The sequence below is a fragment of the Streptomyces anandii JCM 4720 genome (genome assembly GCF_014650655.1).
Taxonomy (GTDB): Bacteria; Actinomycetota; Actinomycetes; order Streptomycetales; family Streptomycetaceae; genus Streptomyces; species Streptomyces anandii.
In genome coordinates this window covers 448,942-460,556 of the sequence record NZ_BMVJ01000002.1, presented here as the reverse complement: position 1 = coordinate 460,556, position 11,615 = coordinate 448,942, and the positions used below count along the sequence as shown (strand labels likewise).

At 72.6% G+C, this 11,615-nt stretch carries 12 protein-coding genes and 2 pseudogenes; 10 read left to right on the top strand and 4 right to left on the bottom strand.

The window, feature by feature from the left end:
* Window positions 1-118, bottom strand: a 118-nt coding sequence (locus IE249_RS36290; protein WP_229857654.1) for an FAD-dependent oxidoreductase, incomplete at its 3' end; no start/stop codon positions are given.
* Window positions 119-225: 107 nt separating this feature from the next.
* On the opposite strand from IE249_RS36290, the gene IE249_RS05280 reads away from it, so the two are divergent.
* From IE249_RS05280 to IE249_RS05265, 4 genes are all read left to right on the top strand, one after another.
* Window positions 226-663: a gamma-glutamylcyclotransferase family protein gene (locus IE249_RS05280; RefSeq protein WP_189703557.1), complete on the top strand. Its 438-nt coding sequence runs from the start codon at window positions 226-228 to the stop codon at window positions 661-663.
* Between the two features lie 51 nt (window positions 664-714).
* A complete protein-coding gene (locus tag IE249_RS05275) occupies window positions 715-993 on the top strand; it encodes a type II toxin-antitoxin system RelE family toxin (protein ID WP_189703556.1) in 279 nt (92 codons plus the stop codon).
* 109 nt (window positions 994-1,102) lie between these two features.
* Complete coding sequence (locus tag IE249_RS05270) at window positions 1,103-1,927, top strand: purine-nucleoside phosphorylase (RefSeq protein ID WP_189703555.1); 825 nt, start codon at window positions 1,103-1,105, stop codon at window positions 1,925-1,927.
* Between the two features lie 244 nt (window positions 1,928-2,171).
* Window positions 2,172-3,803, top strand: coding sequence for a phospho-sugar mutase (locus IE249_RS05265; RefSeq protein ID WP_189703554.1), 1,632 nt, complete (start codon window positions 2,172-2,174; stop codon window positions 3,801-3,803).
* A gap of 98 nt (window positions 3,804-3,901) precedes the next feature.
* On the opposite strand, the gene IE249_RS05260 is transcribed toward IE249_RS05265, so the two are convergent.
* The gene (locus IE249_RS05260; protein ID WP_189703553.1) at window positions 3,902-4,633 is read right to left on the bottom strand and encodes a PH domain-containing protein; all 732 of its coding nucleotides are present in this window, start codon (window positions 4,631-4,633) and stop codon (window positions 3,902-3,904) included.
* A gap of 122 nt (window positions 4,634-4,755) precedes the next feature.
* Between IE249_RS05260 and deoC the strand changes: the two genes are divergently transcribed.
* Genes deoC through IE249_RS05245 form a run of 3 tightly spaced genes read left to right on the top strand, consistent with a single transcriptional unit; the run spans window position 4,756 to window position 8,115 of the window.
* Window positions 4,756-5,727 (top strand): deoxyribose-phosphate aldolase, encoded by a 972-nt coding sequence (gene deoC, locus IE249_RS05255; RefSeq protein ID WP_189703703.1) that lies wholly within the window; start codon window positions 4,756-4,758, stop codon window positions 5,725-5,727.
* 5 nt (window positions 5,728-5,732) lie between these two features.
* Window positions 5,733-7,169, top strand: coding sequence for an aldehyde dehydrogenase family protein (locus tag IE249_RS05250; protein ID WP_189703552.1), 1,437 nt, complete (start codon window positions 5,733-5,735; stop codon window positions 7,167-7,169).
* Complete coding sequence (locus tag IE249_RS05245) at window positions 7,162-8,115, top strand: aldehyde dehydrogenase family protein (protein WP_189703551.1); 954 nt, start codon at window positions 7,162-7,164, stop codon at window positions 8,113-8,115. The genes IE249_RS05250 and IE249_RS05245 overlap by 8 nt, the downstream gene beginning before the upstream one ends.
* Window positions 8,116-8,193: 78 nt before the next feature.
* Here IE249_RS05245 and IE249_RS05240 read toward each other — a convergent pair.
* Window positions 8,194-8,586, bottom strand: a pseudogene (locus IE249_RS05240) (hypothetical protein); the annotation flags it as partial.
* Between the two features lie 127 nt (window positions 8,587-8,713).
* Here IE249_RS05240 and IE249_RS05235 point away from each other — a divergent pair.
* Window positions 8,714-9,358, top strand: coding sequence for a uridine kinase family protein (locus IE249_RS05235; protein WP_229857565.1), 645 nt, complete (start codon window positions 8,714-8,716; stop codon window positions 9,356-9,358).
* A 175-nt stretch (window positions 9,359-9,533) separates the two neighbouring features.
* Here IE249_RS05235 and IE249_RS05230 read toward each other — a convergent pair whose 3' ends face one another.
* Window positions 9,534-10,280 (bottom strand): SigE family RNA polymerase sigma factor, encoded by a 747-nt coding sequence (locus IE249_RS05230; RefSeq protein ID WP_189703549.1) that lies wholly within the window; start codon window positions 10,278-10,280, stop codon window positions 9,534-9,536.
* Between the two features lie 298 nt (window positions 10,281-10,578).
* Between IE249_RS05230 and afsQ1 the strand changes: the two genes are divergently transcribed.
* Together afsQ1 and IE249_RS36285 are read left to right on the top strand one after the other, a co-directional pair.
* Complete coding sequence (afsQ1, locus tag IE249_RS05225) at window positions 10,579-11,256, top strand: two-component system response regulator AfsQ1 (protein WP_189703548.1); 678 nt, start codon at window positions 10,579-10,581, stop codon at window positions 11,254-11,256.
* 50 nt (window positions 11,257-11,306) lie between these two features.
* A pseudogene (locus IE249_RS36285) lies at window positions 11,307-11,615 on the top strand (two-component sensor histidine kinase); the annotation flags it as partial.

The following is an 11,615-nucleotide window of genomic DNA, read 5'->3' as shown; positions in this document are numbered from 1 at the left end:
CGCCCAGACCGTCGCAGTCGACGACGGTCACCTCCGCGCCGAGCTGCGCGGCGACCAGCGCCGCTTCATATCCGCCGGGTCCGCCACCGATGATCACGATCCGAGTCACGTACTCCATTGTCCCGCACTGTTCAAGGTGCTACTGCCCGGGCCCCGCGAGATCCCCCGTTCCGTTACCTCCGGGGCGCGCGGGACGCGGCCCTCCCCTGCCGTACCCTTCGACCCATGTCGCTCTACGCCGCGTACGCCGGCAATCTCGACGCGCGGCTGATGTCCCGCCGCGCCCCGCACTCACCGCTGCGCGCGACGGGCTGGCTGAACGGCTGGCGGCTCACCTTCGGCGGCGAGCACATGGGCTGGGAGGGCGCGCTGGCGACCCTGGTCGAGGACCCCGTCTCCCAGGTCTTCGTGGCCCTCTACGACATCGCCCCCATGGACGAGGACTCCCTGGACCGCTGGGAGGGCGTGGGCCTGGACGTCTACCGGCGCACCCGTGTCCGCGCGCACACCCTTGACGGCGAGGAACAGGCCTGGACCTACGTCCTCAACGGCTACGAGGGCGGCCTCCCCTCCGCCCGCTACCTGGGCGAGATCGCCGACGCCGCGGAGTCCGCCGGCGCACCACACGATTACGTGATGGAACTACGCAAGCGGCCCTGCTGAGCGGTGACGGCCATAAAATTGGTCCGACCGACGCACGAGCGGGAGAGCGCCATGGCCCCCACCTACGACGTGTACTACACCGAGCAGGCCGCGGTGGCCCGCGATCGGCTGGACGACCAGCAGCGCACCGCGTTCGACAAGGGCATCGCTCTTCTGGCCCGTGATCCCTTCCTGCCGGTCTCCCGGCCCATAAGCTCCACTGGCGACGACCGCACCATCAGGCTCACCCAGAACATCCTCGTGGAATACACCGTCAGCCGGGGCCGACTGCTGATCTTCATCGTCGAGGTCTTCAACGACCAGGACGTCCTCATCCCGGACGAGGCCTGACGGGAACCGGCGAGCCGGCAGTCCTGGCCGGAAACGACAAGACAACGATCGCATTCCCGTGACCTCCGTCATCTACGCGCGTAGGCCGATACCGGCTACTCTCATCCGCGTGAACGCATCTCTCCTTCCGGACGACATCCAGGGCGACCCCTACGCGGCCGCCGACGCCGCCGCCGCGCGCCTGCGGGAACTGACGGGCGCCGAGACCCACGACGTCGCCCTCGTGATGGGCTCCGGCTGGGCTCCGGCCGTCGACGCCCTGGGCGCACCCGACGCCGAGCTCCAGGTCACCGAGCTGCCCGGATTCCCGCCGCCGGCGGTCGAGGGCCACGGAGGCAAGATCCGCTCGTACAGCACCGGGAACAAGCGCGCCCTGGTCTTCCTGGGCCGCACGCACTACTACGAGGGCCGCGGCGTGGCCGCCGTCGCCCACGGGGTGCGCACCGCCGTCGCCGCAGGCGCGAAGACGATCATCCTCACCAACGGCTGCGGCGGCCTGCGCCAGGGCATGCGCCCCGGCCAGCCGGTCCTGATCAGCGACCACATCAACCTCACGGCCACCTCGCCGATCGTGGGCGCGAACTTCGTCGACCTCACCGACCTCTACTCCCCGCGCCTGCGCGCCCTGTGCAAGGAGATCGACCCCACCCTCGAGGAGGGCGTCTACGCGCAGTTCCCCGGCCCGCACTACGAGACCCCGGCCGAGATCCGCATGGCCCGTGTGATCGGCGCGGACCTGGTCGGCATGTCCACGGTCCTGGAGGCGATCGCGGCCCGCGAGGCGGGCGCGGAGGTCCTCGGCATCTCCCTGGTCACCAACCTCGCCGCCGGCATGACGGGCGAGCCCCTCAACCACGAGGAGGTCCTCCAGGCGGGCCGCGACAGCGCCACCCGCATGGGCTCCCTGCTCGCGCAGGTGCTCGGCCGCCTGTAGGGCCCCCGCGGGGCACACCGGGACAACCGCAAGACGGCGGAAGGGACCGTGGGGGTGCGTCGAACGCCGGCCGCGTACAGCGGTCCCTGCCGCCCTGAACCGGCGAGATCCGGAGCAGTATGTCCGTGTGCGGCGGGCCGGCCGCACCCCCACGGCCCCGTCCCGAGGACAACGCACCGCAGGCAAAGACAACGCACCGCGAGCCGACAACACAAGCACACCCAAACGAGAGGCTGACGCAACCGTGCAGGAAGACCTCATCGCACGGGCCAAGGCATGGCTGGCCGAGGACCCCGACGCGGAGACCCGTGACGAACTCGCCGCACTCATCGACGCCGGGGACGTGGCCGAGCTCACGGCCCGCTTCGCCGGCACCCTCCAGTTCGGTACCGCCGGCCTGCGCGGCGAACTCGGCGCCGGCCCCATGCGCATGAACCGCGCCGTGGTGATCCGGGCCGCCGCGGGCCTGGCCGCCTACCTCAGGAAGAACGGCCACCCCGACGGCCTGGTCGTCATCGGCTACGACGCCCGCCACAAGTCCGCCGACTTCGCCCGCGACACCGCCGCGGTGATGACCGGCGCCGGCCTGCGCGCCGCCGTACTCCCGCGCCCCCTCCCCACCCCGGTCCTCGCCTTCGCCATCCGGCACCTCGGCGCGGTGGCCGGCGTGGAGGTCACCGCCAGCCACAACCCGCCCCGCGACAACGGCTACAAGGTGTACCTGGGCGACGGCTCCCAGATCGTGCCGCCCGCCGACGCGGACATCGCGGCGGAGATCGACGCGATCGGGAGCCTGCACGACGTCCCCCGCCCGGACGCCGGCTGGGACACCCTCGGCGAGGAGGTCCTGGAGGCCTACCTGGCCCGTACGGACGCTGTCCTCGCCAAGGACTCCCCCCGCACGGCCCGCACGGTCTACACGGCGATGCACGGCGTCGGCAAGGACGTCCTGCTCGCCGCCTTCGCCCGCGCCGGCTTCCCGGCCCCCGACCTGGTCGCGGAGCAGGCCGAGCCGGACCCGGACTTCCCCACGGTCTCCTTCCCCAACCCGGAGGAGCCCGGCGCGATGGACCTGGCGTTCGCCAGGGCCCGCGAGGCCCGTCCCGACCTGATCGTGGCCAACGACCCGGACGCCGACCGCTGCGCGGTCGCGGTCGAGGACGGCGGCCGGTGGCGCATGCTGCGCGGCGACGAGGTCGGCGCCCTGCTCGCCGCCCACCTGGTGGCCCGCGGCGCGACCGGCACGTTCGCGGAGTCGATCGTCTCCTCCTCCCTCCTGGGCCGCATCGCGGAAGGGGCGGGGCTGCCGTACGAGGAGACCCTCACCGGCTTCAAGTGGATCGCCCGCGTGGAGGGCCTGCGCTACGGCTACGAGGAGGCCCTCGGCTACTGCGTCGACCCGGACGGCGTACGCGACAAGGACGGCATTACGGCCGCCCTGCTCATCACGGAACTGGCCTCGCGGCTCAAGGAGGAGGGCCGCACGCTCCTGGACCTCCTCGACGACCTGGCCGTCGAGCACGGCCTGCACGCGACCGACCAGCTCGCGGTCCGGGTCCAGGACCTCTCGGTGATCGCGGACGCGATGGGCCGCCTGCGCGAGCGGCCGCCGGCGGAGCTGGCGGGCCTGCCCGTCACCCGCTCCGAGGACCTGACCCGGGGCACCGCGACCCTGCCGCCCACGGACGGCCTGCGCTACACGCTCGACGGCGCCCGCGTGATCGTCCGCCCGAGCGGCACGGAGCCGAAGCTCAAGTGCTACCTGGAGGTGGTCGTCCCGGTGGCTGCGCACGCCGACCTCCCGGCGGCGCGCGCGCAGGCCGCCGAGACACTGGCGGCGATCAAGCGGGACCTGTCGGCAGCGGCGGGCATCTGACGCCTCCCCGGACCGCGTGCGAAGAGGGTGCCTCCCGTGGGAGGCACCCTCTTCGCACGGAGCCTGTCCGGCGCCTCAAGGCGCGGCCTCCGCCCCGCTCATCCCACGGCGAGCAGGATCGCCAGCACGACCGCCCCGGCGACCGCGGGCCCGAGGATCTCGTAAGCCCACCGCACGGACACCTCGCCCTGGGCCGCGTCGGCGTTCTCGCGGGCCTCGTGCAGGTCGATCAGGTCGCTCATGAACTGGTCGGCGGGCGCCCGCCCGGACGCACCACCGGCACCGCCCGCACCGCCGGCACCGCCCCCGGAGCCCCCGCCGCCGAAACCGGTGCCCGCGAAGGGCCCGCCCCGCGATCCGAGCCCGAACCGTCCGGCCCGCCCTTCCCGCTCCCCCACGGTGTTCTCCCGCGCCTTCTGCCGGGCCGCCCGCTTGCGCGCCCGCATCGACACGGGCACCGCCCACAGCTGGTACTTGGTGCCGGACTTGCCGATGGCCTCGTTGGAGTAGCCGGAGCGCAGCGCGGCGATCTGCCCCCAGGGGAGCGCGATCACGCGGAAGGGGTTGCGGATGCGCAGCCGTTCCTCGTTGGCGTACACGGCGGGCCGCAGGGTGAAGGCGGTCACGAGCGGCACGACGAGGATCATCGCGGCGAGCGCCAGCCAGGGCACACGGCCGTGGCCGGTGACCAGCGCGTCGCAGCCCAGCCACAGGACGATGGCGAGCAGCAGGACACCGCCCGCGATGCCACCGGCCGACCGGTGGATCCGGTCCGGGGACTCGGTGGCCGGCGGCCGCGGCGCGGGGGACTGGGGCTCGGGCGTCGTCATGGCCCCGATTCTGCCCGACGCTCCGGGGCCGCTCACCCGGGGTGCCCCCCGGCCGGCGAGTACCGGATCCGCACCCGGGGCTGTACAGCCGCTACGCGCGTAGATATGCTCGGCTGGTGACCATGCCCACCACCGCACCCACCGCATCCGCCGCCGCGCACGTCCTCTCCGACGTGACCGCGTCGGACGCCGCGCTGCGCCGCTTCCTGCACGGGCTGCCCGGCGTCGACGCGGTCGGCCTCGAGGCGCGCGCCGCCTCGCTCGGCACCCGTTCCATCAAGACCACCGCGAAGGCGTACGCCATCGACCTCGCCATCTCGATGGTCGACCTGACGACGCTGGAAGGCGCGGACACCCCGGGCAAGGTCCGGGCGCTCGGCGCCAAGGCGGTCCACCCCTACCCGACGGACCGTACGACGCCCACCACCGCCGCCGTCTGCGTGTACCCCGACATGGTGGCCGTCGCCAAGGAGGCCGTCGCGGGCTCCGGCGTGAAGGTGGCCTCGGTGGCCACGGCGTTCCCGGCCGGCCGCGCGGCGCTCGACGTGAAGCTGGCCGACGTGCGCGAGGCGGTCGCCGCGGGCGCCGACGAGATCGACATGGTCATCGACCGCGGCGCGTTCCTCGCCGGCCACTTCATGAAGGTGTACGACGAGATCGTGGCCGTGAAGGAGGCCTGCGGCACGTCGGCCCGTCTGAAGGTCATCTTCGAGACCGGCGAGCTGTCGACGTACGACAACATCCGCCGGGCGAGCTGGCTCGGCATGCTGGCGGGCGCGGACTTCATCAAGACCTCCACCGGCAAGGTCGCCGTCAACGCGACCCCCGCCAACACCCTCCTGATGCTTCAGGCCGTGCGCGACTTCCGTGCGCAGACCGGGATCCAGGTGGGCGTGAAGCCGGCCGGCGGCATCCGCACCAGCAAGGACGCGATCAAGTTCCTGGTCCTGGTCAACGAGACCGCGGGCGAGGACTGGCTCGACAACCACTGGTTCCGCTTCGGCGCCTCCTCGCTCCTGAACGACCTGCTGATGCAGCGTCAGAAGCTGGCCACCGGCCGCTACTCCGGCCCCGACTACGTGACGGTGGACTGATCACCATGGCATCGGCATTCGAATACGCACCCGCGCCCGAGTCCCGCGCGATCGCCGACATCGCGCCCTCCTACGGCCTGTTCATCGACGGCGAGTTCACGGACGCGGCCGACGGCAAGGTCTTCAAGACGCTCTCCCCCAGCACCGAAGAGGTGCTCTCGGAGGTCGCGCGGGCCGGCGCCGAGGACGTCGACCGTGCCGTGAAGGCCGCCCGCCGGGCCTTCGCCAAGTGGTCGGCGCTGCCCGGCTCGGAGCGCGCCAAGTACCTCTTCCGCATCGCCCGCATCATCCAGGAGCGCAGCCGTGAGCTCGCCGTCCTGGAGACGCTGGACAACGGCAAGCCGATCAAGGAGACGAGGGACGCCGACCTCCCCCTGGTCGCGGCCCACTTCTTCTACTACGCGGGCTGGGCCGACAAGCTCGGCCACGCCGGGTTCGGGGCCGACCCCCGGCCGCTCGGCGTCGCCGGCCAGGTCATCCCGTGGAACTTCCCGCTGCTGATGCTGGCGTGGAAGATCGCCCCGGCGCTGGCCACCGGCAACACGGTGGTCCTCAAGCCCGCCGAGACGACTCCGCTGTCCGCGCTGTTCTTCGCGGACATCTGCCGCCAGGCGGGCCTGCCGAACGGCGTCGTCAACATCCTTCCCGGCTACGGCGACGCGGGCGCCGCGCTCGTCGCGCACCCGGACGTGAACAAGGTCGCCTTCACCGGCTCCACGGCCGTCGGCAAGGAGATCGCGCGGACCGTCGCGGGCACCCGCAAGAAGCTCACCCTGGAACTGGGTGGCAAGGGCGCCAACATCGTCTTCGACGACGCCCCCATCGACCAGGCCGTCGAGGGCATCGTGACCGGCATCTTCTTCAACCAGGGCCAGGTGTGCTGCGCGGGCAGCCGTCTGCTGGTGCAGGAGTCGGTCCAGGAGGAGCTCCTCGACTCCCTGAAGCGCAGGCTCTCCACGCTCCGCCTCGGCGACCCGCTGGACAAGAACACCGACATCGGCGCGATCAACTCCGCCGAGCAGCTGGCCCGCATCACGGCGCTGGCCGAGCGGGGCGAGGCGGAGGGCGCCGAGCGCTGGTCGCCCGCCTGCGAACTGCCCTCGTCCGGCTACTGGTTCGCGCCGACGCTGTTCACCGGCGTCACCCAGGCCCACACCGTCGCGCGCGAGGAGATCTTCGGCCCGGTGCTGTCCGTGCTGACCTTCCGCACGCCCGACGAGGCGGTCGCCAAGGCCAACAACACGCAGTACGGCCTGTCGGCCGGCATCTGGACGGAGAAGGGCTCGCGCATCCTGGCGGTCGCGAACAAGCTGCGCGCGGGCGTGATCTGGTCCAACACGTTCAACAAGTTCGACCCGACCTCGCCGTTCGGCGGCTACAAGGAGTCGGGCTTCGGCCGCGAGGGCGGCCGCCACGGCCTGGAGGCGTACCTCGATGTCTGACCGCACCCCTGAGCGTCTGACGGTCTTCAAGACCTACAAGCTGTACGTCGGCGGGAAGTTCCCGCGTTCCGAGAGCGGCCGGGTGTACGAGGTGACCGACTCCAAGGGCAACTGGCTGGCCAACGCCCCCCTGTCCTCCCGCAAGGACGCCCGTGACGCGGTGGTCGCCGCGCGCAAGGCGTTCGGCGGCTGGTCGGGAGCGACCGCGTACAACCGCGGCCAGGTCCTCTACCGCGTCGCGGAGATGCTGGAGGGCCGCCGCGAGCAGTTCGTGCGCGAGGTCGCCGAGGCCGAGGGGCTGTCGAAGGCCAAGGCCGCCGCGCAGGTGGACGCGGCGATCGACCGCTGGGTCTGGTACGCGGGCTGGACCGACAAGATCGCCCAGGTGGTGGGCGGCGGCAACCCGGTCGCGGGCCCGTTCTTCAACCTCTCCTCCCCGGAGCCGACCGGCGTGGTGGCGGTCCTCGCGCCGCAGAAGTCGTCGTTCCTGGGCCTGGTCTCGGTGCTCGCCCCGGTGATCGCGACCGGAAACACGGCCGTGGTGATCGCCGACGAGCGGGCCCCGCTGCCGGCGCTCTCGCTCGCCGAGGTGCTGGCCACCTCCGACGTGCGGGCCCCGCTGCCGGCGCTCTCGCTCGCCGAGGTGCTGGCCACCTCCGACGTGCCCGGTGGAGTCGTCAACGTCCTCTCCGGCCGCACGGCCGAGATCGCCGCGCCGCTCGCCGCGCACCAGGACGTCAACGCGATCGACCTGGCGGGCGCCGACGAGGCGCTGGCCAAGGAACTGGAGATCGCGGCGGCGGACAACCTCAAGCGCGTCCTGCGTCCACAGCCTGTGGACGACTGGTCGGCGACGCCGGGCACGGACCGCATGACCGCCTTCCTGGAAACCAAGACGGTCTGGCACCCCACGGGATCACTGGGCGCGTCGGGCTCGTCCTACTGAGCCGAGGCCGACACCCGAACCGAGAGCCGCGCCCCCGCTGCCCGGGAGAGCGCGGCTCTTCGGGACGGGTCGGTGGTTCAGGAGGGTTGCGGCCTGAACCAGCACCGGGACGCCGCCGACCGAGGGCGCCTCGGCGACCGGGCCGGTCAGCGTCCGGGAGTTGAGCGGGCGGAAGTCGGCGAGCCGGGCGCCGACGCCGTTGTCGAGCGGGGCGACGCCGGTGCCCGCGAGCGGGTTGGGCTTGAGGTCCGCGACCGGGCCGGTGGCGTGGCCGACCATGCCGGTCGGCGCCCGGAGCCCGGCGCGCGGACCGACCTTGCCCGGTGAGCCGGCCTCGTAGGTCCCGCCGAGGACGGGGAGCGTGTCCGCCGCGGCCGCCGTCGCGCCCGCGCCCAGGGCGGCCGAGGCGGTCGCGAGGGCCACCAGGACGCGCCGGGCGGTGGACCGGGGAAGGGACGCGTGCCGAGCCATGGGTGGTGCCGCCTTCCGGAGCGCCGGGTAACCGAGTCGGCACACAGGGTAGTTGAGACGTAACCCACGCTCCGAAGCCGACCCGTGGGGTCGGCAGCGGGGCCGCCATGCGTCAAACTGGTGTTCCGTGAGCCTTCATCCCCCGTCACCCGCCCGTGTGGTGCTGCTCTGCGGCCCCTCGGGTTCGGGAAAGTCCCTCGTCGCCGCCCGCTCCGGGCTGCCCGTGCTGCGCCTGGACGACTTCTACAAGGAGGCCGACGACCCCACGCTGCCGCAGGTGGCGGGGAGTTCGGACATCGACTGGGACCACCCGGAATCGTGGGACGCCGACGCGGCGCTCGCGGCGATCACCGGCCTGTGCGCGACGGGCACGGCGATGGTGCCGGTGTACGACATCTCGCTGAGCGCCCGCACCGGTGAGGACACGCTGCACATCGGGCGCACTCCGCTGTTCGTGGCGGAGGGCGTCTTCGCCGCCGAGATCGTCACCCGCTGCCGGGAACTGGGCGTGCTGGCCGACGCGCTGTGCCTGTCGCGCGGGCCGGTCACCACCTTCCGCCGCCGTTTCGTGCGGGATCTGCGCGAGGGCCGCAAGTCGGTGCCGTTCCTGTTGCGCCGCGGCTGGCGGCTGTTGCGCGCCGAGCGGTCGATCGTGGCCCGCCAGGTGGCGCTGGGCGCCCACCCGTGCGACCGCGACGAGGCCCTGGGCCGGCTGGCCGCCGCGGCGGCGGGCCGCCGGCGGCACACCCCGGCGGCGGCGCAGGAGGCGTAGCGGGAAAGCACACGCGAAAGCGGGACCGGACGGACCCCCCGGCCCTCCGGTCCCGCTTCCCGTGGTGCTCCCCCACTTCCCCCGTGGGTGGTGCTTCCCCCGGTTGCTCCCCCGTCTTCCCCCGTCGTTCCCCCGTGTTCCCCGTTTCCCCCCCCCGCCTCCGGCGCAGGCTCGCTCAGGCGACGAGCTCGCCGAAGGACTCCTCCTGGTCACGGCCGAAGCTGAGGACCTCGTCCTCGCGCAGCCGGCGCAGGGACCGCCAGATGCTGGACTTCACCGTGCCGACGCTGATGTCGAGGATCTCCGCGATCTCCGGGTCCGTGCGGCCCTCGTAGTAGCGCAGGACCAGCATGGTGCGCTGGAGTTCGGGCAGCCGGGCCAGCGCCTGCCACAGCACCGCGCGCAGCTCCGTGCCGCGCATGGCGTCCGTGTCGCCGGGCGTCTCCGGCAGTTCCTCGGTCGGGTACTCGTTGAGCTTGCGCCGGCGCCAGGCGCTGATGTGCAGGTTCGTCATGGTGCGGCGCAGGTATCCGCCGACCGCCGCCTTGTCGCTGATCCGGTCCCACGCCCGGTACGTCGAGAACAGCGCGCTCTGCAGCAGGTCCTCGGCCTCGAAGCGGTCGCCGGTGAGGTGGTACGCGGTCGCGTACAGGGAGGCGCGGCGCTCCTGGACGTAGGCGGTGAACTCCGCCTCCGACAGCGAGCGACGACGCTCCCCCGAGTCCTCCCTGTACGCGGTTCCCCCGTGCGGTTCCCCCGTGTTCGCGTCAACCACCGTCATGAAGCCGGTGTGCTGACGCCCGGCGCCGCGAGCGCACCCCCGCCCGATCGCGACGCCGGACTTCTCGTGCCCCCGGCCCCCGTTCACGTCGTGCAGACGCGTGACCACTGCGCTGGTGCTGGTGCCGTGCAGCGTGTTCATCTCGCGCCCCCCGTCGTGGACTTCCGGTGTTCTTGCGGTGCGGGCGGTCCGCCTGGTGGCTTGTTCTCCCGCCGTGCCGAAAAGCTTGCCGCCGCCACTTCATCGCCGTGTCCGCCGACTGTCACAGACCTGTCACAGGGGTCACGCGCAGCCGGGCACAGCATGGTCACGGTGCAGAGCGGTACGGCTACGCGAACGAACGCGAAGACGCACGCGCGCCGCGGATCGTTCCCACGAGTCGCGGTGGGAGCGCTCCAGGTGTCGAAACCCCGGCCCGGCATGGGCCAGAATGAGGCCCGTGCCTTCCCTGTTGCTGATCGAGGACGACGACGCCATCCGGACGGCCCTGGAGCTCTCACTGACGCGCCAGGGACACCGGGTGGCCACCGCTGCCAGCGGTGAGGACGGTCTGAAGCTGTTGCGCGAGCAGCGGCCGGACCTGATCGTGCTGGACGTGATGCTGCCCGGCATCGACGGGTTCGAGGTGTGCCGGCGCATCCGGCGCACGGACCAGCTGCCGATCATCCTGCTGACCGCGCGGAACGACGACATCGACGTGGTGGTCGGGCTGGAGTCCGGCGCCGACGACTACGTGGTCAAGCCCGTGCAGGGCCGGGTGCTGGACGCCCGGATCCGGGCCGTGCTGCGCCGCGGCGAGCGGGAGGCGAACGACTCGGCGACCTTCGGCAGCCTGGTGATCGACCGCGCGGCGATGACCGTGACGAAGAACGGCGAGGACCTCCAGCTCACGCCGACCGAGCTGCGGCTGCTGCTGGAGCTGAGCCGGCGGCCCGGGCAGGCGCTCTCCCGGCAGCAGCTGCTGCGGCTGGTGTGGGAGCACGACTACCTCGGCGACTCTCGGCTGGTGGACGCCTGTGTGCAGCGGCTGCGCGCCAAGGTCGAGGACGTGCCGTCGTCCCCGACGCTGATCCGCACCGTCCGCGGCGTCGGTTACCGCCTGGACGCGCCTCAGTGACCGAACGGCAAGGGGGGCTCCGCGGCTGGGCCGCGGGGCGCAGGGGAGCGATGTCCCGGCTGCGTTTCACGAGCCTGCGTCTGCGGCTGGTCGTCGTCTTCGCGCTGGTGGCCCTGACGGCCGCCGTGTCGGCGTCGGGAATCGCGTACTGGCTCAACCGCGAGGCCGTGCTCACCCGCACCCAGGACGCCGTGCTGCGCGACTTCCAGCAGGAGATGCAGAACCGGGCGGGCGCGCTGCCGGTGCATCCGACGCAGGACCAGTTGCAGCACACGGCCGGGCAGATGGCGGGCAGCAGCCAGCGCTTCAGCGTGCTGCTGGTCGGCCAGGACACGAGCGGCCGGACGGTGTACGGCAAC

Bases quoted from the DNA above. Each gene is read 5' to 3' on its own strand.
- IE249_RS05280 (WP_189703557.1), top strand. From the start codon at position 226: ATGTCGCTCTACGCCGCGTACGCCGGCAATCTCGACGCGCGGCTGATG.
- IE249_RS05275 (WP_189703556.1), top strand. From the start codon at position 715: ATGGCCCCCACCTACGACGTGTACTACACCGAGCAGGCCGCGGTGGCC.
- IE249_RS05260 (WP_189703553.1), bottom strand. From the start codon at position 4,633: ATGACGACGCCCGAGCCCCAGTCCCCCGCGCCGCGGCCGCCGGCCACC.
- deoC (WP_189703703.1), top strand. From the start codon at position 4,756: ATGCCCACCACCGCACCCACCGCATCCGCCGCCGCGCACGTCCTCTCC.
- IE249_RS05250 (WP_189703552.1), top strand. From the start codon at position 5,733: ATGGCATCGGCATTCGAATACGCACCCGCGCCCGAGTCCCGCGCGATC.
- IE249_RS05245 (WP_189703551.1), top strand. From the start codon at position 7,162: ATGTCTGACCGCACCCCTGAGCGTCTGACGGTCTTCAAGACCTACAAG.
- IE249_RS05230 (WP_189703549.1), bottom strand. From the start codon at position 10,280: ATGAACACGCTGCACGGCACCAGCACCAGCGCAGTGGTCACGCGTCTG.